Origin of the sequence: Enterobacter sp. KBR-315C3_2022, assembly GCF_041399425.1 — a bacterium.
Lineage (GTDB): Bacteria > Pseudomonadota > Gammaproteobacteria > Enterobacterales > Enterobacteriaceae > Enterobacter.
In genome coordinates this window covers 88297-112276 of sequence record NZ_JBGKEB010000014.1, presented here as the reverse complement: position 1 = coordinate 112276, position 23980 = coordinate 88297, and the positions used below count along the sequence as shown (strand labels likewise).

At 60.2% G+C, this 23980-nt stretch carries 22 protein-coding genes; 20 read left to right on the top strand and 2 right to left on the bottom strand.

The genetic code is table 11. The annotated features are described in order from the left end of the window. Window positions 1-267: 267 nt before the first annotated feature. The 15 genes from speB (at window position 268) to AB8804_RS15720 (ending at window position 14540) form a co-directional block, all read left to right on the top strand. Window positions 268-1188, top strand: coding sequence for an agmatinase (gene speB / locus AB8804_RS15790; RefSeq protein WP_371187774.1), 921 nt, complete (start codon window positions 268-270; stop codon window positions 1186-1188). Window positions 1189-1846: 658 nt separating this feature from the next. Continuing rightward, window positions 1847-2170 carry a non-heme iron oxygenase ferredoxin subunit gene (locus AB8804_RS15785; RefSeq protein WP_061097121.1) on the top strand — a complete coding sequence of 108 codons (324 nt, stop codon included), beginning with the start codon at window positions 1847-1849 and terminating at the stop codon, window positions 2168-2170. Further along, complete coding sequence (locus tag AB8804_RS15780) at window positions 2167-2475, top strand: recombinase-like helix-turn-helix domain-containing protein (protein WP_371187771.1); 309 nt, start codon at window positions 2167-2169, stop codon at window positions 2473-2475. Before AB8804_RS15785 ends, AB8804_RS15780 begins: the two co-directional genes overlap by 4 nt. A 10-nt stretch (window positions 2476-2485) precedes the next feature. After that, entirely contained in the window at window positions 2486-3508 is a 1023-nt protein-coding gene (locus AB8804_RS15775; RefSeq protein ID WP_371187769.1) for a Rieske 2Fe-2S domain-containing protein, read from the top strand. After that, complete coding sequence (locus tag AB8804_RS15770; protein WP_371187767.1) at window positions 3508-4257, top strand: SDR family oxidoreductase; 750 nt, start codon at window positions 3508-3510, stop codon at window positions 4255-4257. The genes AB8804_RS15775 and AB8804_RS15770 overlap by 1 nt, the downstream gene beginning before the upstream one ends. A 12-nt stretch (window positions 4258-4269) precedes the next feature. Then, window positions 4270-5058: an IclR family transcriptional regulator gene (locus AB8804_RS15765; RefSeq protein WP_371187765.1), complete on the top strand. Its 789-nt coding sequence runs from the start codon at window positions 4270-4272 to the stop codon at window positions 5056-5058. Window positions 5059-5135: 77 nt separating this feature from the next. Beyond that, a complete protein-coding gene (locus AB8804_RS15760; RefSeq protein ID WP_371187763.1) occupies window positions 5136-6062 on the top strand; it encodes a VOC family protein in 927 nt (308 codons plus the stop codon). Beyond that, window positions 6059-7246 (top strand): NAD(P)/FAD-dependent oxidoreductase, encoded by a 1188-nt coding sequence (locus tag AB8804_RS15755; protein WP_371187761.1) that lies wholly within the window; start codon window positions 6059-6061, stop codon window positions 7244-7246. The genes AB8804_RS15760 and AB8804_RS15755 overlap by 4 nt, the downstream gene beginning before the upstream one ends. A 25-nt stretch (window positions 7247-7271) precedes the next feature. Beyond that, complete coding sequence (locus AB8804_RS15750) at window positions 7272-8528, top strand: MFS transporter (RefSeq protein ID WP_371187759.1); 1257 nt, start codon at window positions 7272-7274, stop codon at window positions 8526-8528. Window positions 8529-8538: 10 nt separating this feature from the next. Then, on the top strand, window positions 8539-9069 hold the full coding sequence (locus AB8804_RS15745; RefSeq protein WP_371187757.1) for a cupin domain-containing protein: 531 nt from the start codon (window positions 8539-8541) through the stop codon (window positions 9067-9069). A gap of 9 nt (window positions 9070-9078) precedes the next feature. After that, window positions 9079-9849 carry an alpha/beta fold hydrolase gene (locus AB8804_RS15740; RefSeq protein ID WP_371187755.1) on the top strand — a complete coding sequence of 257 codons (771 nt, stop codon included), beginning with the start codon at window positions 9079-9081 and terminating at the stop codon, window positions 9847-9849. Next, a complete protein-coding gene (locus AB8804_RS15735; protein WP_371187753.1) occupies window positions 9833-10627 on the top strand; it encodes an SDR family oxidoreductase in 795 nt (264 codons plus the stop codon). Before AB8804_RS15740 ends, AB8804_RS15735 begins: the two co-directional genes overlap by 17 nt. 9 nt (window positions 10628-10636) lie before the next feature. Next, a complete protein-coding gene (locus AB8804_RS15730; protein ID WP_371187751.1) occupies window positions 10637-11407 on the top strand; it encodes an aspartate dehydrogenase in 771 nt (256 codons plus the stop codon). Between the two features lie 9 nt (window positions 11408-11416). Further along, a complete protein-coding gene (locus AB8804_RS15725) occupies window positions 11417-12886 on the top strand; it encodes an aldehyde dehydrogenase (protein ID WP_371187749.1) in 1470 nt (489 codons plus the stop codon). A gap of 13 nt (window positions 12887-12899) precedes the next feature. Then, window positions 12900-14540, top strand: a complete 1641-nt coding sequence (locus AB8804_RS15720; protein ID WP_371187747.1) for a thiamine pyrophosphate-binding protein — start codon at window positions 12900-12902, stop codon at window positions 14538-14540. Window positions 14541-14642: 102 nt separating this feature from the next. Here the strand turns inward: AB8804_RS15720 and AB8804_RS15715 are convergent, their stop codons facing one another. Together AB8804_RS15715 and AB8804_RS15710 are read right to left on the bottom strand one after the other, a co-directional pair. Continuing rightward, on the bottom strand, window positions 14643-15911 hold the full coding sequence (locus AB8804_RS15715) for an OprD family outer membrane porin (protein ID WP_371187745.1): 1269 nt from the start codon (window positions 15909-15911) through the stop codon (window positions 14643-14645). Window positions 15912-16121: 210 nt separating this feature from the next. Continuing rightward, complete coding sequence (locus AB8804_RS15710; RefSeq protein WP_371187743.1) at window positions 16122-16880, bottom strand: M48 family metallopeptidase; 759 nt, start codon at window positions 16878-16880, stop codon at window positions 16122-16124. 269 nt (window positions 16881-17149) lie between these two features. Between AB8804_RS15710 and tkt the strand changes: the two genes are divergently transcribed. From tkt to mscS, 5 genes are all read left to right on the top strand, one after another. Continuing rightward, window positions 17150-19141 (top strand): transketolase, encoded by a 1992-nt coding sequence (gene tkt / locus AB8804_RS15705; protein ID WP_371187741.1) that lies wholly within the window; start codon window positions 17150-17152, stop codon window positions 19139-19141. 358 nt (window positions 19142-19499) lie between these two features. Further along, the gene (gene epd, locus AB8804_RS15700; RefSeq protein WP_371187739.1) at window positions 19500-20519 is read left to right on the top strand and encodes an erythrose-4-phosphate dehydrogenase; all 1020 of its coding nucleotides are present in this window, start codon (window positions 19500-19502) and stop codon (window positions 20517-20519) included. 52 nt (window positions 20520-20571) lie between these two features. Then, a complete protein-coding gene (pgk, locus tag AB8804_RS15695; RefSeq protein WP_371187737.1) occupies window positions 20572-21735 on the top strand; it encodes a phosphoglycerate kinase in 1164 nt (387 codons plus the stop codon). Between the two features lie 92 nt (window positions 21736-21827). Continuing rightward, window positions 21828-22907, top strand: coding sequence for a class II fructose-bisphosphate aldolase (gene fbaA, locus AB8804_RS15690; protein ID WP_112009809.1), 1080 nt, complete (start codon window positions 21828-21830; stop codon window positions 22905-22907). Window positions 22908-23094: 187 nt separating this feature from the next. Then, on the top strand, window positions 23095-23949 hold the full coding sequence (mscS, locus tag AB8804_RS15685) for a small-conductance mechanosensitive channel MscS (RefSeq protein ID WP_371187735.1): 855 nt from the start codon (window positions 23095-23097) through the stop codon (window positions 23947-23949). Window positions 23950-23980 lie beyond the last annotated feature (31 nt).

The window sequence follows — 23980 nt, the reverse complement described above, 5'->3', positions numbered from 1 at the left end:
CCAATATATAGTACATCGGGAGCCTCGATTTTTTATAAATTAATATTTCCCGTAAATGATATTCTTGGTGTGAATGCTTATCTGTGAATCAGTAGGAATTCAGAGTTGATTTATCACGATGAGTGTTAACTTGAATCTTAAGGCCTCAGGCGCTAGCATTAGACTCAAAGCAGTAAGGACATCAATCCCTTCCTCGTCGGGTTTAACGACGCGGAAGGGATTTTTTTTCATCTTTTATACCGTATCGACTCTACATGAGGTCAGGACATGAGCACTTTAGGTCATCAGTACGACAACTCTCTGGTATCTAACGCGTTTGGTTTTTTACGCCTTCCGATGAACTTCCAGCCGTACGACAGCGACGCTGACTGGGTCATCACCGGCGTGCCGTTTGATATGGCAACCTCGGGTCGTGCCGGCGGGCGCCACGGGCCTGCGGCCATCCGTCAGGTGTCAACCAACCTGGCGTGGGAGCATAACCGCTTCCCGTGGAACTTCGACATGCGCGAGCGCCTGAACGTGGTCGACTGCGGTGACCTGGTGTACGCCTTCGGCGACGCGCGCGAAATGAGTGAAAAGCTGCAGGCGCACGCGGAGAAGCTGCTGGCGGCCGGGAAGCGCATGCTCTCCTTCGGCGGCGACCACTTCGTCACCCTGCCGCTGCTGCGCGCCCACGCGAAGCACTTTGGCAAAATGGCGCTGGTGCATTTTGATGCCCATACCGATACCTACGCAAACGGCTGCGAGTTTGACCACGGCACCATGTTCTTCACGGCGCCAAAAGAAGGCCTGATCGATCCGCATCACTCCGTACAGATCGGCATCCGCACCGAGTTCGATAAGGACAACGGCTTCACCGTGCTGGACGCCTGCCAGGTGAACGACCGCGGCGTGGACGACATCATCGCGCAGGTGAAGCAGATCGTCGGCGACATGCCGGTTTATCTGACCTTCGACATTGACTGCCTGGACCCGGCCTTTGCGCCGGGTACCGGTACGCCGGTGATCGGCGGCCTGACCTCCGACCGCGCGATCAAGCTGGTGCGCGGCCTCAAAGATCTGAACATCGTCGGCATGGACGTTGTTGAGGTGGCTCCGGCTTACGACCAGTCCGAGATCACCGCGCTGGCGGCGGCGACCCTGGCGCTGGAGATGCTGTACATCCAGGCGGCGAAAAAAGGCGAATAAGCCTACGCGTCAGATGCTGCTGCGCGACGCATGCGCAGCAGCGCTATTCCTCCCGCTAGCGGCGCAACCCGAATCAAAACTCCATCCAAAACAAAGCGGTTTTTTAACATTTTCATATCATTTGGCTGAAAATGTTCGGCAAATCCCCGGCTAATAATCATTAAAGCGATATTTACCCTGCCGGTGCTGGAAATAATAATACGTCACGGCAGCGCAACCTCGCCCAGCCGTAATGCCCTCGTTGTATTTTCCAGAATCGAGTTGAAGTATTTTATTTTCATAGGAGTGATTGTCACCCACCTAAAATGGTTCACAGGTGAAACTCATTGTTTTATATAGATAAAAATAAATATAGTTTCACCTGTGAAACACCCTAGTCGCGCGCGTTAATAGTTTTTAATGAATAAAAAGAAAAGAAGTCAACTGCGTTTTATCACATCACAGTGACATTATAAAAACGTATTCATTCACGCCTGAATAATGAAAATTTCATATCGCTGCATTTTTTCGTGATCGTTTGCACAGTTAGCTCATTAAATAGCATTTATTTAACAAAATCGTCACATCGGCGCTTGACGAAACATTCATCGCTTTTATATTGACCGTATTAAATAAGAAACAGAGTTTCATATATGAAACAAAAGCCTGGAGGATCGCGATGAGCTGGATAGGCGTATGTGACGCAGAACAAGTACAGGAAGATTTCCCTTTTAGCGGCAGCGTCGAGGGTAAAGAGATCGGCGTTTACCTGATCGACGGCGAATATTACGCGCTGGAAGACGTATGCCCTCATGCCTATGCGCTGCTGAGCCAGGGCTTTGTGGAGGATGGCAAAGTGGAGTGCCCGCTGCACGAGGCTGTTTTCGACGTCAAAACCGGCCAGTGCCTGCACGGCCCCGGCGGCCGCAACCTCAACCGCTACCCGGTTCGGGTCTTTGAAAATCAAATCCAGATTACCTTCGTCGAGGAGACCGTGGCATGAGCGACACCCTGAACTTCAACCCGGCGCTGCCGGAAAGCCGCCAGTTTGCCCCTCCCGCCGAGGGCGGCAACGGCGCGATCCACAAGCCGGGCGAATACACGAACCTGATCTGGCAAACCCGCAGCCGCGAGCCGGAAAGCTGGGAAGTAAATCTGATTGCCGCGCTGGAAGAACTCTTTGAGCAGGGCGCTGAAACGCTGCCGGAGCTGGTGAACGGGCTAAACGCGGTGCGCATGCACGACCAGCAGGGGGAGCCGTGGAGCGACGCCAGCTTCCAGGCATTCTTACAGGTTAACGGCTACTGAGGGCAAGGCGATGACGACGACCGTACAAAACTATCTTGATAAAGGCCTGCGCGGCCTGTGGTATCCGGTACTGGCGAGCTGGGAAGTGCAGTCCGCGCCGGTGGGCATTACCCGCCTCGGCGAGCAGATCGTGGTCTGGCGCAATAAGGACGGCCAGGTGCAGGCGCTGGAGGACCGCTGTCCGCACCGCGGCGCGCGCCTGTCGATGGGCTGGAACCTCGGGGACCGCATCGCCTGCTGGTATCACGGCGTGGAAGTGGCGGGCAACGGCGAGGTAAAAGACGTGCCCGCCGTGGACAAATGCCCGCTGGTGGGCCAGCAGTGCGTGCGCAGCTATAACGTGCAGGAGGCGCACGGCGCCATTTTCCTGTGGTTTGGCGTCACCGCGGAACAGCAGCCGGACGAGCTGAGCTTCCCGGACGAGCTTGCCGACACGGAAAATTACAGCAACTTCCTCTGCACCGCCGCGTGGAAATGCAACTACCAGTACGCGCTGGAAAACGTCATGGACCCGATGCACGGCACCTACCTGCACTCGTCCTCTCACTCGATGGCGGAAGGGGATCGCAAGGCGGACATGGTCCTGCAGCCGACCCAAACCGGCTTCATCTTCGAGAAAAAAGGCCAGAGCGGCGTCAACTTCGACTGGGTCGAGCTGGGCAACAGCGGCACCTGCTGGATGCGCCTGTCTATTCCCTACAAGAAGCGCTTCGGGCCGGGCGGCCACTTCTTTATCGTCGGCATGGTGGTGCCGGAAGATAACGATAACTGCCGCGTCTTCTTCTGGCGCATCCGCCGGGTGCAGGGCTGGCAGCGCGACATGTGGCGCTTCATGTACCGCAACCGCCTGGAGAAACTGCACTGGGAAGTGCTGGAGCAGGATCGCGTGGTGCTGGAATGCCTGGCGCCGAACGCGCGCGAGCACGAGTACCTGTACCAGCACGACGTCGGCCTCTCCCGCCTGCGCCGCATGATGCAAAAGGCGGCGAAAGAGCAGCTTGCCGCGCGTGAAGCACAGCAGGGTGCCGCCTGATGAACGGCCTGTTGAGCGAAAAACGCATCGTGGTCACCGGCGCCGCGCGCGGGCTGGGCTACCACTTTGCCAAAGCCTGCGCGGAGCAGGGCGCGGCGGTGGTGATGTGCGACATCCTCGAAGGCGAACTGGCCGAGAGCGCGCACGGGCTGCGCGAGCGCGGTTATGCGATCGAATCCCACGCTATCGATCTGGCCGATCCGCATTCCATAGAACATGCGTTCAGCGCCATCGGCGAGCAGGGGCAGATTGACGGGCTGGTCAACAACGCGGCGATGGCCACCGACGTCGGCGGTAAAAACATGATCGATTACGATCCGGATCTCTGGGATCGGGTGATGAACGTCAACGTTAAGGGCACCTGGCTGGTGACGCGCGCCGCCGTGCCGCTGCTGCGCGAGGGGGCGGGGATCGTCAACGTGGCGTCGGACACCGCGCTGTGGGGCGCGCCGCGCCTGATGGCCTATGTCGCCAGCAAAGGCGCAGTGATCGCCATGACGCGCTCGATGGCGCGCGAGCTTGGCGAAAAGCGCATCCGCATCAACGCCATCGCGCCGGGGCTGACCCGCGTCGAGGCCACCGAATACGTGCCCGCCGAGCGGCACCAGCTGTATGAAAATGGCCGTGCGTTATCCGGCGCGCAGCAGCCGGAAGATGTAACCGGCAGCGTGGTGTGGCTGTTAAGCGATCTGTCGCGCTTCATTACCGGGCAGCTGATTCCGGTCAACGGCGGTTTTGTTTTTAACTGAGGCCTGGTGAATATGGAAAACGATCGTGAAGTGAAGTATCTCGTGCCGGGGCTGGAGCGCGGCCTCCAGCTGCTGCTGGCCTTCGGCGAGCAGCACCGCGATCTGACCTTTGCCGAGCTGCACCGGCTGGTGGATATGCCGAAAGCCACCGCCTACCGCGTGGTGCAGACCCTGGAGTACATGGGTTTTCTCGAGCGCAACGCGCGCACCAATACCTTCTCGCTCGGCATGAACGTGCTGCGGCTCGGCTTTGAGTACATCGCCTCGCTGGACGTGGCGCAGGTCGGCCAGCCGGTGATCGAGCAGCTTCGCGACGTCAGCCAGTGCAGCAGCCACCTGGCGATCCGCGACGGGCGCGACATCATCTACATCGCCCGCGTCAGCGCCGCCGGGTCGCGCATCAATCAGGTCAGCATCGGCACCCGCCTGCCGGTGCACTGCACCTCGCTTGGCCGCATGCTGCTGACCGATATTTCCCGCGCGGAGTTTGAACAGCTGTTCCCGCACGAGCGGCTGCCGGGCAACACGCCGGGCCAGCTTCACGACCGCGAGGCCCTGTGGCAGATGGTGCAGCAGGACAAAGCCCGCGGGTTTGTCATCGGCGAATCCTTCTTCCGCCACGGCATCTCCTCCATCGTCTATCCGGTATTTGACCGAAGCGGGCGCGTGGCAGCGGTGGTCAGCATTCTGGTGCCGTCTGAGGAGATCCCGCAGGCCGACCGCGAGCGCCTGCAGAGCGAGGTCAGCCTCGCGGCGGATAAAATATCTGGCTTCTTAGGGTACCTGTCACAGGCCAGTTAAATCAGTGAGTTAACGTCAGGCGCTTCGCTGCGTCGGGCATGTTTTACGCCCAATTCGGGCAACATGAGGCAACAACGATGAGCGTAATCGGAATTGAAAAGCTGGAATTTGGCGTCGATGACCTGACGCACTGCGCTAAATTTATGCAGGACTTTGGCCTGACGGGCGACGCCAGCGGGCAGCGTTTTACCACCCTGAGCGGCGCGCGCGTCGAGCTGAATCCCATCGACAGCCCAAACCTGCCGCCCGCGTTTGAGGCGGGCAACACCCTGCGGCGCATGACCTGGGGCGTGGGTACAGCGCAGGAGCTGGACGCGCTGCGCCCGAAGCTCGCGCAGCAGCCGGGCTTTCGCGAGGTGGGCGACGCGCTCGAGTGTCGCGATCCGAACGGCATGACGCTGCGGGTGCAGGTGAGCCAGCAGACCGACGTCGAGCTGAACGTCGAGCCGATTAACCAGTGGGGCGACATGCGCCGCGTCGACACGCCGAGCCCGGTTTACGACCGTGCCCAGCCGATCAACGTCGGCCACGTGGTGTTCTTCGTCGAAGAGCTGGCGGCGGTGGAAACCTTCTACCGCGAGGTGCTCGGCTTCCAGGTCTCTGACCGCTACATCAACCGCGCCGTATTCCTGCGCTGCGGCCCGCGCGGCGGCCACCACAACCTGTTCCTGCTGCAGCTGCCGAACCGCAGGCGCGGCCTGAACCACGTCGCCTTTACCGTGCGCGACATCCACGAGGTGATCGGCGGCGGCATCGCGATGAACAAAAACGACTGGAGCACCTTTATCGGGCCGGGCCGCCATCCGGTGTCGTCGGCGTACTTCTGGTACGTCAACAGCCCGACCGGCGGCGCGTTTGAGTATTACACCAACGACGACTACCTGACCGAAAACTGGCAGCCGCGCGAGCTGGAGCACTCCCTGGTCTCCTTTACCGAATGGGCGGTGGAGGGCGGCATTGACCACGACACCCGCCGCCAGCAGAAAAAGCCGGAGGCGGTATGACCTCGCGCATTGTCATTATCGGCGGCGGCCAGGCGGGCGGCTGGGCGGCGAAAACCCTGCGCGATGAGGGCTTTGACGACGAGATTTGCGTGGTAGCGGAAGAGGAGTGGGATTTTTACGAGCGCCCGCCGCTGTCGAAAGCCTCTCTGCTGGACGCGAATGCCGCCCTGCCGCGCCTGTTTTCCGAGGAGGCGCAGCAGGCGCTGAACCTGACGTGGTACCGCCCGCTGCGCGCGGAGCAGATCGATCGCGTTGCCAAAACGGTGCTTATGAGCAGCGGCGAGCGTCTTAGTTACAACATACTTTTACTCGCGACCGGCGGGCGGGCGCGCCTGCCGGGCGAGGCGTGGATGGATCATCCGCAGGTGTACACCCTGCGCCACTGGCAGGACGCGCAGCGCCTGAAGGGGCGTCTGGCGGAAAGTAAAACCCTGGCGATTGTCGGCGGCGGCTGGATCGGGCTGGAGATTGCCGCCTCCGCGCGCAAAAGCGGCGTGGCTGTCACGCTGTTCGAGCAGCAGCCCGCGCTCTGCATGCGCTCGGTGAGCGCCGACGTCTCACAGCGGCTGGCGGCGATCCACCGCGAGCAGGGCGTCGATATCCGCACCGGCTGCGGCGCGCTGGAGCTGGAGGATAGCCACGGTCTGCCGGTCATTCACTGCGACGGCAGGCGGGAAACGTTCGATGCGGTTGTCGTCGGGATCGGCGTCGATCTCAACCTGGAGCTGGCGCGCGAGGCCGGGCTGAAAACCGATCGCGGGATCGTGGTGGACGCGCAGGGCCGCACGTCCGATCCGGCGATCTTCGCCGCGGGCGACGTGGCGCAGCACCACCGCTACGGCCTGTGCATTCAGTCCTGGGCTTTTGCGCAGAACCAGGCGGTGGCGACGGCGAAAGCGATGCTCAACCCCGACGCGCCGGGCTACGACGACGCGCCGTGGCTGTGGTCGGATCAATATCAGCACAACATTCAGATCCTCGGCATTCCGCAGGCGGGCAGCACAACCCTCGTCCGCGACGGCGCGCTCTTTTTCTCGCTGGACGAGAGCGGACGCCTGACGCAGCTGGTGGCGTTTAACGACGCGCGCACCGTCAAGCTGGCGAAGCGCTGGATGGCGGCCGGGCGGGATCTGTCCGACGTGCCGCTCGCCGACCCGGCCTTTTCACTGATGTCACTGCGATAGCAAACGCCCACCCGTAGGGGGAGACATGACCACATTAGACACCAACGCCGCGCCTGAACAGGCGAGCGGCGAGGGCATCCGCACGCCCGAAAAGGCGGTTCGCTGGGCGATCCCGCTGTCGCTGCTGGCCTGCGTGCTGCTGGCGTTTTTCGACAAAATCAGCATCGCGGCGCTGTTCTCCGACGGCCATTTTCAGCAGGCGATGGGCATCGATTTTGACACCACGCGCCTCGGCATTCTGATGAGCGCGTTCCTGCTGAGCTACGGCTTTTCGTCGGTCTTTTTAAGCGGCCTGGGAGACAAAATCCCGCCGCTGCGCCTGCTCACCGGCATGATGGCGGTGTGGTGCGTGCTGATGGTGGCGATGGGCTTTACCCATAACTACACGCTGATGATCGTTCTGCGCATTCTGCTCGGCGTGGCGGAAGGGCCGCTGTTTCCGCTGGCCTTCGCCATCGTGCGCCACAACTTCCCGCAGCACCTGCAGGCGCGCGCCACCATGCTCTGGCTGCTCGGCACGCCGGTGGGCGCAGCGATCGGCTTCCCGCTCTCGCTGTGGCTGCTCAATACCTTCGGCTGGCAGAGCACCTTCTTCGTCATGGCGATGCTCACCGTGCCGGTGCTGATCTTCGTGCGCATCGGCCTGCGCGGTATTCGCCTGGAGGCGAAGCCAGCGACGGCCCAGGCGTCTCAGGACGAGCGCCGCGCCGCGCGACGCGAGCTGTTTGTCAGCGCGCATTTCTGGATCATCTGCGTATTCAACGTCGCCTTTCTTACCTACCTGTGGGGCATAAACGGCTGGCTGCCGGGCTACCTGATCAAAGGCAAAGGCATTCATCTGGAGCACGCGGGTTGGCTGTCGTCGATGCCGTTTATCGCCATGCTGGCGGGGGAAGTGATTGGCGCCTGGCTCTCTGACCGCGTCGATAAGCGCGCGGCGGCCTGCTTTATCTCCATGGCGGGCGCGGCGGTCGGGCTGGCGGCGGTGATGCATCTCGACACCCCGCTCGCCATCATCGCGGCGATGAGCTTCAGCACCTTTATGTGGGGCACCGGCGCGCCGAACATTTTCGCCCTGCTGGCGAAGGCCACCCATCCGCGGGTGAGCGCCACGGCGGGGGGCATTTTCAACGGGCTGGGAAACTTTGCGGGGGCGCTGTCGCCTGCGGTGATGGGTGCACTAATCGCCTTCACCCACAGCATGGATTCCGGGCTGATTTTTCTGGCGGTAATGGCGGCAGTAGGCTGCGTCCTGTTACTGCCGCTGCTGAAACGTTACTGAGGAGAGCGTCATGAGTGATTCAACCGTAACCCGTAAAACCGGCATCAAACCTGAAAACCTGACCATGGAAGAGTGGATCGAGTCGCGGATTGCGCGCTTTGAAGGCCGCAAGTACGACTGGAACGCGCTGAAGTTCCAGGCCGACTTCGACCCGAAATACCGCCGCGCGCAGATGCGCTACATCGGCACCGGCGCGACGGGCGTGGCGAACGACACCAACACCGTGCAGGCGGACCACTTCACCTTCTCTACCATGGTGCTGCCGTCGAAGTGCGAAGGGCCGCTGCACCTGCACGACGACGTGGAAGAGGTGTTCTTCATGCTGAAGGGCCAGATCACGCTGATGATTCAGGACGGCGACAGCTACACCGAAACCGTGCTGCGCGAGCGCGACCTGATCTCCGTTCCGGCGGGCATCTACCGCGGGCTGTTTAACCACGGCGAAGAAGAGGCGCTGATGTGCGTCATGCTCGGAACCAACAAGCCGGAAATCCCGACCTATCCGGCCGATCATCCGCTGTCAAAAGTGAAGCGGAACTAAGGGGGCGCAATGACGGGCTTTCGTGAACAGGGAAGCGGCATCCCGCTGATGCTGCTCCACGGCATCAGCTCCGGCGCGGCCTCCTGGCATAAGCAGATGGCGCTGAGCGGCTTTCGCGTGCTGGCGTGGGACATGCCCGGTTACGGCGAAAGCCCGATGCTGGCGGTAGAGCGCGCCAGCGCGGGTGATTACGCCGACGCGCTGGCGGCGATGCTCGACCGCGCGGGCGTCTGGCAGGCGGTGCTGGTGGGGCATTCGCTCGGGGCGCTGGTGGCCTCGGCTTTTGCGACGAAGTTCCCGACGCGCGTGCTGCACCTGGTGCTGGCGGACGCCGCGCAGGGCTACGGCCAGGCCGCGCCGGAGCAGCGCGAGCAGGTCTGGCGCAACCGCGAGCAGCAGATGGCGCTGGGCGGTGAAATCCTCGCCCAGACCCGCGCGGCGAAGCTGCTGCGCCCCGGCGCGCGCGAGGAGGACATTGCCACCGTCGCGGCGGGGATGCGCAGCCTGCGGGCGGAGGGCTACCTTGCCGCAGCATGGATGCTGGCGCACGACGATATTCACGGCTGGCTGAAGCGGTATTCCGGCGCGTTTGAGGTCTGGTGCGGCGAGCAGGACGCCATCACCCAGCCGGAACTGGTGCAGGGGCTGGCGCTGCGCTACGGCATGCCGTTTACCGCCATTCCGCAGGCCGGGCACGCCAGCTATCTCGATAACGACGCGTTTTTTAACCAACGGCTTTTACGCATTAAAGAAGAGGTGCGCGATGAATGCACACATTGAGGGCCGCGTGGCGGTTGTCACCGGCGGGTCTTCGGGCATTGGCTTCGAAACGCTGCGCCTGCTGCTGGCCGAAGGGGCAAAGGTCGCCTTCTGCGGCCGCAACCCGGACCGGCTCGCCAGCGCCCACGCGGCGCTGCAAAACGACTATCCCGACGGGGAGATTTTCTCCTGCCGCTGCGACGTGCTGAACGCAGAGGAAATACACGCCTTCGCGCAGGCGGTGAAATCCCGCTTCGGCGGGGCGGATATGCTGATTAACAACGCCGGGCAGGGCTACGTGGCGCACTTCCACGACACCCCGCGTGAGGCGTGGCTGCACGAGGCCGAGCTGAAGCTGTTCGGGGTGATCAACCCGGTGCAGGCGTTTCAGCCTCTGCTAGAGCAGTCCGACATCGCCTCTATCACCTGCGTGAACTCCCTGCTGGCGCTGCAGCCGGAGGAGCACATGATCGCCACCTCTGCCGCCCGCGCCGCGCTGCTGAACATGACGCTCACGCTCTCGAAAGAGCTGGTGGGCAAAGGCATCCGCGTGAACTCCATTTTGCTCGGCATGGTGGAGTCCGGGCAGTGGCAGCGCCGCTTTGAGAACCGGACGGACAAAAGCCAGAGCTGGCCGGAGTGGACGGCGGAAATCGCGCGCAAGCGCGGCATTCCGATGGCGCGCCTCGGCAAGCCGCAGGAGCCCGCCCAGGCACTGCTGTTCCTCGCCTCGCCGCTGGCCTCGTTTACCACCGGTGCCGCGCTGGACGTTTCCGGCGGCTTCTGCCGCCATCTGTAAGGACGCATCATGAAAAAGGTTATGTTGATTGGATTCGGTGCCATGGCGCAGGCGGTGATTGAACGCCTGCCTAAGGGCGTCGCTATCGGCTGGATCGTGGCGCGTGAAGCTCACCACGCCGCCATTCATGCGCAGTTTGGCGATGCGGTGGTCGCGCTGGCCTCTCCGATGGAGTGCGCGCATACGCCGGACCTGGTGCTGGAGTGCGCCAGCCAGCAGGCGGTGGCGCAGTATGGCGAAGCGATTTTAAGACGCGGCTGGCATCTTGCGGTGATCTCCACCGGCGCGCTGGCGGACAGCGCGCTGGAGCAGCGGCTGCTCGCGGCGGGCGGCAGGCTGACGCTGCTCTCGGGTGCAGTTGCCGGCATTGACGGGCTGGCGGCGGCGAAAGAGGGCGGACTTGAGCGCGTGACCTACCGGTCGCGCAAAAGCCCGGCCAGCTGGCGCGGCAGCTACGCCGAGCAGCTCATCGATCTCAGCTCGGTATCAGAGGCGAAGGTTTTCTTTGAGGGCAGCGCCCGCGAGGCGGCGCGTCTGTTTCCGGCCAACGCCAACGTGGCGGCAACCGTGGCGCTCGGCGGTGTGGGGATGGACGACACGCGCGTGCAGCTGATGGTCGACCCGGCCACGACACGCAACACCCACACGCTGCACGTTGAAGGGATGTTTGGCGAGTTCCACCTTGAGCTGAGCGGGCTGCCGCTGGCCAGCAACCCGAAAACCTCCACCCTGGCGGCACTGAGCGCGGTGCGCGCCTGCCGCGAGCTGGCCCTGAGCTGAGGAGTGACGATGGACGATCTGAAGATTTTTATCGGCGGCCAGTGGCGACACGGCAGCGGCAGCCCGATGCAGAGCCACTTCCCGGCTGACGGGTCGATCAACGCTGCGCTGAACGCGGCAAGCCTCGACGATCTGGAAGTCGCCATTGAAGCCGGCGAGCGCGCCTGGCGCGATCCGGCGTGGCGCGGCTGCCTGCCGCACGTCCGGGCGAAGATCCTGCATAAGGTTGCCGATCTGATTGAGTCCCGCGTGGATGAACTGGCGCAGATGCAGAGTCGCGATAACGGCAAACCGCTGGCGGAATCGCGCGGGCTGGTGATGAGCGCGGCGGGAACGGCACGCTACTTTGCCGCCGCCTGCGAGCTGCTGGAGGGTGAGCTTCCAACGCCGCGCCAGCCCGATTTGCTGACGCTGAGCCGCTACGAGCCGCTCGGCGTGGTGGCCGCCATCACGCCGTGGAACTCGCCGATTGCCAGCGAGATGCAGAAGGTCGCGCCGGCCATTGCTGCCGGTAACGCGGTGATCCTCAAGCCCGCCGAAGCGACGCCGCTGATGGCGCTGGAGCTGGCGCGGATTTTCGAACAGGCCGGGCTGCCCGCCGGGCTGCTGAGCATCCTGCCGGGCAAAGGCTCGGTGATTGGCGACGCGCTGGCGCGCCACCCTCGCGTGCGAAAAATTTCCTTTACCGGCGGCACCACCACCGGTCGCCATCTGGCGCACGTGGCGGCGGAAAAGCTGATCCCGGCATCGCTGGAGCTGGGCGGGAAATCCCCAACCATCGTACTGGAGGATGCGGACGTGGAGCAGGCCGCGCGCGGCATTTGCTACGGCATTTTCAGCTCGGCGGGGCAGGCGTGCATCGCCGGATCGCGCCTGTTCATTCACCAGAGCCTTTACGCGCCGCTGATGGCGCGGCTGCTGGAACTTACCCGCGGCCTGCGCGTCGGGCATCCGTTTGCCGAGGGCGTTCACGTCGGGCCGCTGATTAACGAGAAGCACCGCCAGAGCGTCATGGAGTACGTCGAGCTGGCGAAGCGCGAAGGGGGCCGCGTGCTGTGCGGCGGGGAGATCCCGGCCGATCCGGCTCTGGCGAACGGCAGCTTCTTCCTGCCGACGATTATTGAAGGACTGAGCAACACCGCCCGCGCCTGTCAGGAGGAGATCTTCGGCCCGGTGCTGGTGGCGATGCCGTTTCGCGATGAGGCGGCGCTTGTGCGCGAGGCCAACGACTCGGTATACGGCCTGGCGGCGGGCATCTGGACGCGCGACGTTGGGCGCGCGCTGCGCCTGAGCGAGCAACTGGAAGCGGGCACGGTGTGGATCAACACCTACAAAGTGTTTGCGATTTCGACCCCGTTCGGGGGCTTTAAGGAGAGCGGTCTGGGCCGCGAAAAGGGCATTCAGGGGTTAAAAGCCTGGATGCAGCAAAAGAGCATTTATCTGGCGACGGGTAATAGCGTCAACCACTGGTGCGACTGAGAAAGGGTGAGCAATGAGCGAAATGATAACCGTCGGCGACGCCATCGCCAGAACGCTGGAGCAGTATCAGGTTGAGGCCATCTACGGCGTCATCTCCATTCACAACCTGCCGATCGCCGATGCGGTGGGGCAGCGCGGCAACATCCGCTTTGTGCCCGCGCGCGGCGAAGCGGGTTCCGTCACCATGGCCGACGCCCACGGGCGCTTTTCGGGCCTCGGCGTGGCGCTGACCAGCACCGGCGCGGGGGCGGGCAACGCCGTCGGCGCGCTGGTGGAGGCGATGAACGCCTGCACGCCGCTGCTGCATCTGACCGGCCAGGTCGAAAAGGCGTGGCTGGACGCCGACGCCGGGTTTATTCACGAAACCCGCGATCAGCTGACCTTCCTCAAGGCCAGCTCAAAGCGGGCGTACCGCATCAGCAGCCCGAATCAGGCGATCGCGATTTTACACAAGGCGATACAGGAGGCGCAGACGCCGCCGTGCGGCCCGGTGTCGGTCGAGATCCCGATTGATATTCAGGGGGCAAAAATCCCGGCATCGCTGGTGACGGCGGCGCTGAAAGCGCCTGCGGCCTCACCCGCTGATGCTGATGCCGTCGACGCGCTGTGGGCGCAGCTGAAGCAGGCGAAACAGCCGCTGCTGTGGCTCGGCGGCGGGGCGCTGGGAAGCGCTGACGCGGTGAAGCGGCTGGCGGACGCGGGCGTGACGGTGATTTCCAGCACCCACGCGCGCGGCGTGCTGCCGGACGCCCATCGCGCCAGCCTGCGGGCGTTTCACAACTCGCCGTCCGTCGAAGCGCTTATCGCAAAATGCGACTTCACGCTGGTGGCGGGCTCGCGCCTGCGCAGCAACGAAACCCGCTCCTGGACGCTCGAGCTGCCGCACCCGCGCGTGCAGATTGATATCGACCCGGCGGCGGCAAGCCGTAACTATCTGATGGACGGTACGCTCATTGCCGACTGTTCCGCGCTGCTGACCGCGCTGGCTGAAAAAGCGCAGGGGCGCGAGTGGGGCAGCGCCCAGTGGGATGCGCAGGTCGCCGATGCCGTGGCGAGCGCCGATCGCGGGCTGCGCGAACAGTGCGGGGCGTATGCGAAGCTCAACGATGCGATTGAAAAGGCGCTGCCGCAGGACGGCCTGCTGGTGCGCGACATCACCGTCTCCGGCAGCCTGTGGGGCAGCCGCCTGTTCCGCGCCAACGGCCCGCTGATGAACATTCACTCCCTGGCGGGGGCGATTGGCATGGGCCTGCCGATGGCTATCGGCACCGCGATTGCCAACCCGCAGCGTAAGGTGGTGGGGCTGGTGGGCGACGGCGGCCTGAGCCTGAACCTGGGCGAGCTGGCAACGCTGGCGCAGGAGAAAGCCAACGTTACGCTGCTGATCATGAACGACGGGGGCTACGGCGTGATGCGCGGCATTCAGGATAAGTATTTCGGCGGTCGCCAGTATTTTAACGAACTGCACACGCCGGACTTTACGCTGCTGGCGCAGGCGATAGGGCTGCAGGCCTGGAGCGTGGAGCGGGCGGAGGATTTTGACGCCGTGATGACCGAAGCGCTGGCGATGCCGGGGCCGTCGGTGGTGGAGGTGCGGATGGGGCAGATTGGCGCGCTGAAGTTCGCCGGGCCGCCGCAGAAATCGCTGTATTGAGGTGCGGATTGTTCCCCTCACCCCAGCCCTCTCCCCAAAGGGGAGAGGGTGTTTTAAGTCCCCTCGCCCCTTTGGGGAGAGGGTTAGGGTGAGGGGATAAAATCAGAACACGTTAAACGGATACTCCACGTAGGCGCGGATCTCGTCGCCGCCGACGTTGTAGTCGCTGGCGTTGCTGGAGACGCGCAGCACGGAGTAGCGCAGGCGCAGCGTCAGGTCTTTCGCCGGGCCGTCCTGCACCTTGTACTGGATCTGGTTAAACCACTCGTGCTCTTTGCCGTTGCTGGTTTCCGCGGTCTTGATGTTGTCGCCGCGCACGTAGGCGGTGGTCCAGCTCAGGCCCGGCAGGCCAAGGCCGCCGAAGTCCAGGCCGTAGGACGCCTGCCAGGAGCGTTCGTCTTCCGCGTTAAAATCAGACCAGTAGGAGTTCGCCAGCCAGATGGTGTTGCCGCCGTCACCGACGCCGCCGCGATCGCGATAGCCGCCGTAGTTGTAGCCGGTGCTGCCGCTGCTCTGCTGATACGCCACCTTAAAGGTGTGAATGTCCCAGATGTAGCTGGCCGCCAGGCTCCAGATGGTGTTGCTGCGCCCGGTATCGAGGCTGTCTGCGTAGCCCTGATCCAGCCGGGAGTTGTAGCCGTTGAAGTCGAGGATCAGCTGCTGCCCGGTGCTAAACGGCTGTTTGAAGTTCATGCCCAGGTACTGCTTGTTCATGACCTCTTCGTTGTGAGAGGCATACAGCGCGCCGCTGAACTGGTCGTTGAACTGGTAGCTCGCCCCGCCGAAGGTCAGGCTTTTTAGCCCGCTGTCGTGGCGGTCGTCGCTTTTGCGCTGCTCGTCCGTAAAGTAACCGGCGTTAACCTCGAGGCCGTCGATCTCTTTCGACGTCAGCAGCGTGCCGGTGTAGCTTTCATACAGCAGGCGCGAGCTGTCGGCCGTTACAATCGGCAGCGCGGGACGCTGGTTGCCGTAGCTCAGCACGGTGTTGGAGATGCGCATTTTGGCCGTTGCGCCAAACTTTGCGAGGTCTGATTTTGCGCGCCCGTCGTCTTCCTGCTTAAAGAAGTCGATGCCGCCCGCGCCGCTCTTGCCGCGGCCGCCGTCAAGGCGCACGCCGTACTGGGCAATGCCGTCGACGCCAAAACCGATTAGCCCTTCGGTGTAGCCGGATTCAAAGGTAGCGACGATGCCCTGACCCCATTCGGCTTTATCCTGCTGGCCCTGATGGTAATCACGGCTGATATACGCATTGCGTAAGAACAGATCTAAATGGCTATCGTCAATAAAACCCTGGCTGTCTGACTGCTGGCTGGCAACGGCGGGTAATGCGGAAAATAAGCCTAATGCAATTAACGATAATTCTTTTTTCACGGAGGGAACGTCTCTGTCTGGATTATATTAAATTGAATTGCTGCGAAGGAATAATTACTGGAAAAAGTAACGTTTGCAATAATTATGTGACCAGACGTTTCAAGGTGCGAAGGCCGATATGGCGGGGTTTGCAGAGGCGTTATCGATACGTGCGGTTAAGTTAACAATTGATGCGAAATAAAAAGGAGGCAAATATGCCTCCTTCCAACATTATTTAATTCCGTCGGCGGCCATTCGGTCGCGAATATGCTGCGCGCGCTCAACGGAGGCCGGGTGATCGTCAAACATGGAGCTTTGGCGACCTTCTTCCAGCTTCGCCAGCTTTTCAAAGCTGGTGGCCAGGCCGGATGGATTGATGCCGCGTTTGCGCAACAGATCGTAGGAGTAGTCATCGGCCTCCGATTCCTGACGCTGCGAGAACTGGGAGTTGACCAGCTTCTCGCCCATGTCGCCAATCTGCGACTGGGACAGGCTGCCGACGATGCCGCCCGCAGAGGCCGCCGCTGCGCGGACGGCGTTGGTGCCGAGCGCAACCTGCATCCCTTTCTTGACGTGGCCGAGCGCGACGTGGCCCATTTCATGGCCGATAACCGCTTCAACTTCGTTGTCGGTCATCATGTCCATCAGGCCGCTGTAGACGCGGATACAGCCGTTTGCCATCGCAAAGGCGTTCACGTCTTTCGCCACGTAAACCTTGTAGTTCACCGCCTGGCCGTTGATGTTGTCGCCCAGCGCGGAAGCAATCTTATTCAGACGCTGCGTGTAGGTACTGTTAGCCGGCGCGAGGGTGGCTTTCGCGTCCATCTCTTTACAGGCCTGATCGCTCAGGGCGATGACCTGCGCGTCGCTCAGGGAGTAGGCCTGAAAAGCTTCCGCGCCTGAGGACATCAGGCCGTTAGAATCCATATTCTGACAGCCGCTCAGCAGGAGAGTGGTTCCCAGAGCCAGCACAATTGCACGCATTTTCATGAAGTTGCTTCCGTACCCGTTAAACTGAATGAAATCCGAAAATCACCGCAAGCGAAGCCGGTGTGGCGTAAGTATAAAGAATATCCACAGGGCCGGGCGAGCAGATTGCGCAACATGCGAGCATGATCCAGAGATTTCTTAATCAGCAAAAGAATGGTCCATGTACATGCCCTGCGGCTTGGGTTACATTGTTGGCACTTTTTTCCGGCGTAGCCCAAAACGCGCTGTCGTCAAGGGCATGGCCTTTAACAGTCCGATCTGGAGTTAAAATGTCCTCACGTAAAGAGCTTGCAAATGCTATTCGTGCGCTGAGCATGGACGCAGTACAAAAAGCCAAATCCGGTCACCCGGGCGCCCCTATGGGCATGGCTGATATCGCCGAAGTCCTGTGGCGTGATTTCATGAACCACAACCCGCAGAACCCGGCATGGGCTGACCGCGACCGCTTCGTGCTGTCCAACGGCCACGGCTCTATGCTCATCTATAGCCTGCTGCACCTCACCGGCTACGATCTGCCGATCGACGAGCTGAAAAACTTCCGTCAGCTTCACTCTAAAACTCCAGGTCACCCGGAAGTGGGTTACACCGCGGGCGTTGAAACCACCACCGGCCCGCTGGGTCAGGGCATTGCGAACGCCGTGGGTATGGCGATTGCCGAGAAGACGCTGGCAGCGCAGTTTAACCGTCCTGGCCACGACATCGTTGACCACTTCACCTACGCCTTCATGGGCGACGGCTGCATGATGGAAGGCATTTCTCACGAAGTGTGCTCCCTGGCCGGCACCCTGAAGCTCGGCAAGCTGGTGGCGTTCTATGACGACAACGGTATCTCCATCGACGGCCACGTTGAAGGCTGGTTCACGGACGACACCGCGGCTCGCTTTGAAGCCTACGGCTGGCACGTCGTGCGCGGCGTTGACGGCCACGATGCTGACTCGATTAAACGTGCGGTAGAAGAAGCGCGTGCGGTCACTGACAAACCTTCCCTGCTGATGTGCAAAACCATCATTGGCTTCGGTTCTCCGAACAAAGCCGGTACGCACGACTCCCACGGCGCGCCGCTGGGCGACGCTGAAATTGCGCTGACTCGAGAAGCGCTTGGCTGGAAATATCCTGCCTTCGAAATCCCTTCTGAAATCTATGCCCAGTGGGATGCGAAAGAAGTGGGCCAGGCGAAAGAGTCTGCGTGGAACGAGAAGTTCGCTGCCTACGCGAAAGCCTTCCCTCAGGAAGCGGCAGAGTTTACCCGTCGTATGAAGGGTGAAATGCCGTCTGACTTCGACGCGAAAGCGAACGAATTCATCGCTAAGCTGCAGGCGAACCCGTCTAAGATCGCCAGCCGTAAAGCGTCTCAGAATGCAATTGAAGCGTTCGGTCCTCTGCTGCCTGAGTTCCTCGGCGGCTCCGCTGACCTGGCGCCGTCTAACCTGACCCTGTGGTCCGGTTCTAAGCCAATCAACGAAGACACCGCGGGTAACTATATCCATTACGGCGTGCGTGAGTTTGGTATGACCGCCATTGCCAACGGTATCTCCCTGCACGGCGGTTTCCTGCCGTACACCTCTACCTTCCTGATGTTCGTTGAATACGCGCGTAACGCCGTGCGTATGGCCGCGCTGATGAAACAGCGTCAGGTGATGGTCTACACCCACGACTCCATCGGTCTGGGCGAAGACGGCCCAACTCACCAGCCGGTAGAGCAGGTGGCTTCCCTGCGCGTAACCCCGAACATGTCTACCTGGCGTCCGTGTGACCAGGTGGAATCCGCGGTGGCGTGGAAATACGGCGTTGAGCGTCACGACGGCCCAACCGCGCTGATCCTCTCCCGTCAGAACCTGGCGCAGCAGGAGCGTACTGAAGAGCAGCTGGCTAACGTCGCTCGCGGCGGCTACGTGCTGAAAGACTGCGCGGGTCAGCCAGAGCTGATCTTCATCGCCACCGGTTCTGAAGTTGAGCTGGCGGTGGCCGCGTGGGAAAAACTGACTGCCGAAGGCGTGAAGGCGCGCGTGGTCTCCATGCCGTCTACCGACGCATTCGACAAGCAGGATGCAGCCTACCGTGAATCCGTGCTGCCGAAAGCGGTTTCCGCTCGCGTGGCGGTTGAAGCGGGTATCGCTGACTACTGGTTCAAATACGTGGGCCTGAACGGCGCGATCGTCGGCATGACCACCTTCGGTGAGTCTGCTCCGGCAGAGCTGCTGTTCGAAGAGTTTGGCTTCACCGTTGAGAACGTTGTCGCTAAGGCGAAAGAACTGCTGTAATCACCGTTTTGCCCGGTGGCGCTTGCGCTTACCGGGCCTGCAAACGGCGCTAAAATGTAGGCCGGGTAAGCGCAAGCGCCGCCCGGCTTTTTTGTATCTGCTATTCCTGATTCCTGTAACGGCACTGTAAATTATTCCACCAAAAATGTGACGCAAGTCATATAGCTGTCTTATTGGTCTGGACAGACATTCCTTTTATTCCCCGATTCGCTTATTCTTGCTGAAGCGTTTCAGTCGATTAAATGTTCGACAAATGACCAATCAATCGCAGTTTGTGACAGGCAGGCATTCCCCTTCGGGCGTCGCTGGATTACTCTTTCAGCCACCTCACATTCAGGGAAAGCGTTGCAGGAGATCTATGACCGTACGCGTAGCGATTAATGGCTTCGGCCGCATCGGGCGCAACGTGGTTCGTGCTTTGTATGAATCCGGGCGTCGTGCGGAAATCACCGTGGTGGCAATCAATGAACTGGCGGATGCTACGGGCATGGCGCATTTGTTGAAATATGACACCAGCCATGGGCGCTTTGCCTGGGATGTTCGCCAGGAAAGAGACCAGCTTTTTGTCGGTGACGATGTGATTCGCGTGCTGCACGAGCCCGGCATAGAAGAGCTGCCGTGGCGTGAACTGGGCGTGGACGTGGTGCTTGACTGTACCGGCGCGTATGGCAACCGCGAACACGGTGAAGCGCATCTGGCCGCCGGGGCGAAAAAAGTGCTGTTCTCCCATCCCGGCAGTCACGACCTCGACGCTACCGTCGTTTACGGCGTAAACCACCTTGAGCTTCAGGCCGAACACCGCATCGTCTCCAACGCCTCCTGCACCACCAACTGCATTATTCCGGTCATTAAACTGTTAGACGATGCGTATGGCATAGAGTCCGGCACCGTAACCACGATCCACTCCGCCATGCACGATCAGCAGGTTATCGACGCCTATCACCCGGACCTGCGACGCACTCGCGCGGCGAGCCAGTCCATCATTCCGGTTGATACCAAACTCGCTGCGGGGATCACCCGTATTTTCCCGCAGTTTAACGACCGCTTTGAAGCGATTGCCGTGCGCGTTCCTACGATTAACGTCACCGCAATCGACCTCAGCGTTACCGTGAAGAAACCGGTAAAAGCCTGTGAAGTCAACATGTTGCTGCAAAAAGCGGCACAGGGTGCATTTCATGGTATAGTTGACTATACGGAATTACCGTTGGTCTCAGTAGATTTTAACCACGACCCGCACAGCGCCATTGTCGATGGCACACAAACGCGCGTGAGTGGTGCACACCTTATCAAGACGCTGGTCTGGTGTGATAACGAATGGGGCTTTGCTAACCGAATGCTCGACACCACGTTAGCAATGGCCGCAAAAGGTTTCAGGTAAGACGCAGCGTGCGTCTTCAAGACTTTATCAAGAATCAACGAGAGGATTCACCATGTCTGTAATTAAGATGACCGATCTGGATCTGGCAGGTAAACGCGTTTTCATCCGTGCCGATCTGAACGTACCGGTTAAAGATGGCAAAGTGACCAGCGACGCGCGTATTCGTGCTTCTCTGCCAACCATTGAACTGGCGCTGAAGCAGGGTGCTAAAGTGATGGTAACCTCCCACCTGGGCCGTCCAACCGAAGGTGAGTACAACGAAGAGTTCTCCCTGCTGCCGGTTGTTAATTACCTGAAAGACAAACTGTCTAACCCGGTTCGTCTGGTTAAAGATTACCTGGACGGCGTTGAAGTGGCTGCCGGTGAGCTGGTTGTTCTGGAAAACGTTCGCTTCAACAAAGGCGAGAAGAAAGACGACGAAGCGCTGTCCAAAAAATACGCTGCCCTGTGCGACGTATTCGTTATGGATGCCTTCGGTACTGCACACCGCGCGCAGGCTTCCACCCACGGTATCGGTAAATTTGCCGACGTAGCCTGTGCAGGTCCTCTGCTGGCTGACGAACTGGAAGCGCTGGGTAAAGCACTGAAAGAACCTGCTCGTCCAATGGTGGCTATCGTTGGTGGTTCTAAAGTGTCTACCAAACTGACCGTTCTGGATTCCCTGTCTAAAATCGCTGACCAGCTGATCGTGGGCGGTGGTATCGCGAACACCTTCGTTGCTGCTCAAGGCCACAACGTCGGTAAATCCCTGTACGAAGCAGACCTGGTTGACGAAGCGAAACGCCTGCTGAGCACCTGCGATATCCCAGTTCCAACTGACGTTCGCGTAGCGACCGAATTCTCTGAAACTGCGGCAGCGACGCTGAAATCTGTTAACGACATCAAAGATGAAGAGCAGATTCTGGATCTGGGCGACGTTTCTGCAGAGAAACTGGCAGAAATCCTGAAAAACGCGAAAACGATTCTGTGGAACGGCCCGGTTGGCGTGTTCGAATTCCCTAACTTCCGTAAGGGCACCGAAATCGTTGCTAACGCGATCGCAGACAGCGACGCGTTCTCTATCGCAGGCGGTGGTGACACCCTGGCAGCTATCGACCTGTTCGGTATCGCTGACAAGATCTCCTACATCTCCACTGGTGGCGGCGCATTCCTCGAATTCGTGGAAGGTAAAGTTCTGCCAGCAGTAGCAATGCTCGAAGAGCGCGCTAAGAAGTAAGCCATTCAAGGGCAGGGAAACCTGCCCAATTTTCAGCGCGCTTTTAAGAGCTCGCACCTTTTCTAACGGCCGAAGATACAGGACTAAGCAACATGTCTAAAATTTTTGATTTCGTAAAACCTGGCGTTATCACTGGTGATGACGTACAGAAAGTGTTCCAGGTAGCTAAAGAAAACAACTTCGCTCTGCCAGCAGTTAACTGCGTGGGTACCGACTCCATCAACGCCGTACTGGAAACCGCTGCAAAAGTAAAAGCACCGGTTATCGTGCAGTTCTCTAACGGCGGCGCGGCGTTCATCGCGGGTAAAGGCGTGAAAACTGACGTTCCTCAGGGCGCGGCTATCCTGGGTGCTATTTCTGGTGCGCACCACGTACATCAGATGGCTGAGCACTACGGTGTTCCGGTTATCCTGCACACCGACCACTGCGCGAAGAAACTGCTGCCGTGGATCGACGGTCTGCTGGACGCGGGTGAAAAACACTTCGCGGCAACCGGTAAGCCACTGTTCTCTTCTCACATGATCGACCTGTCTGAAGAGTCACTGCACGAAAACATCGAAATCTGCTCTAAGTACCTGGCGCGCATGGCCAAAATCGGCATGACCCTGGAAATCGAACTGGGTTGCACCGGCGGTGAAGAAGACGGCGTGGACAACAGCCACATGGACGCTTCTGCACTGTACACCCAGCCAGAAGACGTTGATTACGCGTACACCGAGCTGAGCAAAATCAGCCCACGCTTCACCATCGCGGCGTCCTTCGGTAACGTGCACGGCGTGTACAAGCCAGGTAACGTGGTTCTGACCCCAACCATCCTGCGTGATTCTCAGGAATACGTTTCTAAGAAACACAACCTGCCGCATAACAGCCTGAACTTCGTCTTCCACGGCGGTTCCGGTTCTTCTGCTCAGGAAATCAAAGACTCCGTAAGCTACGGCGTAGTGAAAATGAACATCGATACCGACACCCAATGGGCAACCTGGGACGGTATCCTGCAATACTACAAAACCAACGAAGCTTACCTGCAGGGCCAGCTGGGCAACCCGAAAGGCGAAGACCAGCCGAACAAGAAATACTACGATCCACGCGTGTGGCTGCGTGCTGCCCAGTCTTCCATGATTACTCGTCTGGAGCAGGCATTCAAAGAGCTGAACGCGGTTGACGTTCTGTAATTTGCGCTGCTGACAGCATCAGAAGGCCCGCGAATGCGGGCCTTTTTTTATGGTTTTTCAACATGCTGCAACATCTGATTTTGTGATCTGTTTGGCAATACTTGCTCTTTTTGTTTACCCTTTACTAACCTGCCCGTCTCCATGAGGGATAGATTTTTGTGGTTTGGTTTAGCATAAGGATAAACGAATGGACGATCTCGGTGTAGTAGATGGCATCAACAATGCGGGGACCTGGCTGGTGCGCAACCAGGCGCTGCTGCTGAGTTATGCGGTAAATATCGTCGCGGCAATTGCGATTATCATCGTCGGTATGATCGTGGCGCGCATCGTCTCGAATGCCGTTAACCGGGTTATGGTTGCGCGGCACATTGACGCGACGGTAGCGGACTTCCTCTCCGCGCTGGTGCGCTACGGTATCATCGCCTTTACCCTGATTGCGGCGCTGGGTCGCGTCGGCGTGCAAACGGCATCCGTCATTGCGGTGCTCGGTGCGGCAGGTCTGGCAATTGGTCTGGCGCTGCAGGGCTCACTTTCAAACCTCGCCGCGGGCGTGCTGCTGGTGACCTTCCGTCCGTTCCGCTCTGGTGAATACGTTGACCTCGGCGGCATCGCCGGGACCGTGCTTCAGGTGCAGATTTTCTCCACCACCATGCGCACCGTTGACGGCCGTATCGTGGTGATCCCTAACGGCAAAATTATCGCGGGCAACATCATTAACTTCTCTCGCGAGCCGGTGCGTCGCAACGAGCTGATTATCAGCGTGGCGTATGATTCCGACATCGATCAGGTGAAATCGCTGATTACCAATATCATTGCTTCTGACGATCGCATTCTGAAAGATCGCGAGCAGACCGTGCGTCTTAACGATCTGGGCGCGTCGTCCATTAACTTCGTGGTGCGTATCTGGAGCAAGAGCAGCGATTTGCAAAACGTTTACTGGGACGTGCTGGAGCGCATTAAGCGTGATTTTGACGCCAACGGCATCAGCTTCCCGTACCCGCAGATGGACGTGAATCTCAAACGCGAGAAAGCAGTCGAATAATTCGCTTTCGCGCAGGCCCGGTAAGCGTTAG

Excerpts from the sequence above, each read along its gene's own strand:
- speB (WP_371187774.1), top strand. The coding sequence starts at position 268 with ATGAGCACTTTAGGTCATCAGTACGACAACTCTCTGGTATCTAACGCG.
- AB8804_RS15785 (WP_061097121.1), top strand. The coding sequence starts at position 1,847 with ATGAGCTGGATAGGCGTATGTGACGCAGAACAAGTACAGGAAGATTTC.
- AB8804_RS15780 (WP_371187771.1), top strand. The coding sequence starts at position 2,167 with ATGAGCGACACCCTGAACTTCAACCCGGCGCTGCCGGAAAGCCGCCAG.
- AB8804_RS15775 (WP_371187769.1), top strand. The coding sequence starts at position 2,486 with ATGACGACGACCGTACAAAACTATCTTGATAAAGGCCTGCGCGGCCTG.
- AB8804_RS15770 (WP_371187767.1), top strand. The coding sequence starts at position 3,508 with ATGAACGGCCTGTTGAGCGAAAAACGCATCGTGGTCACCGGCGCCGCG.
- AB8804_RS15765 (WP_371187765.1), top strand. The coding sequence starts at position 4,270 with ATGGAAAACGATCGTGAAGTGAAGTATCTCGTGCCGGGGCTGGAGCGC.
- AB8804_RS15760 (WP_371187763.1), top strand. The coding sequence starts at position 5,136 with ATGAGCGTAATCGGAATTGAAAAGCTGGAATTTGGCGTCGATGACCTG.
- AB8804_RS15755 (WP_371187761.1), top strand. The coding sequence starts at position 6,059 with ATGACCTCGCGCATTGTCATTATCGGCGGCGGCCAGGCGGGCGGCTGG.
- AB8804_RS15750 (WP_371187759.1), top strand. The coding sequence starts at position 7,272 with ATGACCACATTAGACACCAACGCCGCGCCTGAACAGGCGAGCGGCGAG.
- AB8804_RS15745 (WP_371187757.1), top strand. The coding sequence starts at position 8,539 with ATGAGTGATTCAACCGTAACCCGTAAAACCGGCATCAAACCTGAAAAC.
- AB8804_RS15740 (WP_371187755.1), top strand. The coding sequence starts at position 9,079 with ATGACGGGCTTTCGTGAACAGGGAAGCGGCATCCCGCTGATGCTGCTC.
- AB8804_RS15735 (WP_371187753.1), top strand. The coding sequence starts at position 9,833 with ATGAATGCACACATTGAGGGCCGCGTGGCGGTTGTCACCGGCGGGTCT.
- AB8804_RS15730 (WP_371187751.1), top strand. The coding sequence starts at position 10,637 with ATGAAAAAGGTTATGTTGATTGGATTCGGTGCCATGGCGCAGGCGGTG.
- AB8804_RS15725 (WP_371187749.1), top strand. The coding sequence starts at position 11,417 with ATGGACGATCTGAAGATTTTTATCGGCGGCCAGTGGCGACACGGCAGC.
- AB8804_RS15720 (WP_371187747.1), top strand. The coding sequence starts at position 12,900 with ATGAGCGAAATGATAACCGTCGGCGACGCCATCGCCAGAACGCTGGAG.
- AB8804_RS15710 (WP_371187743.1), bottom strand. The coding sequence starts at position 16,880 with ATGAAAATGCGTGCAATTGTGCTGGCTCTGGGAACCACTCTCCTGCTG.
- tkt (WP_371187741.1), top strand. The coding sequence starts at position 17,150 with ATGTCCTCACGTAAAGAGCTTGCAAATGCTATTCGTGCGCTGAGCATG.
- epd (WP_371187739.1), top strand. The coding sequence starts at position 19,500 with ATGACCGTACGCGTAGCGATTAATGGCTTCGGCCGCATCGGGCGCAAC.
- pgk (WP_371187737.1), top strand. The coding sequence starts at position 20,572 with ATGTCTGTAATTAAGATGACCGATCTGGATCTGGCAGGTAAACGCGTT.
- fbaA (WP_112009809.1), top strand. The coding sequence starts at position 21,828 with ATGTCTAAAATTTTTGATTTCGTAAAACCTGGCGTTATCACTGGTGAT.
- mscS (WP_371187735.1), top strand. The coding sequence starts at position 23,095 with ATGGACGATCTCGGTGTAGTAGATGGCATCAACAATGCGGGGACCTGG.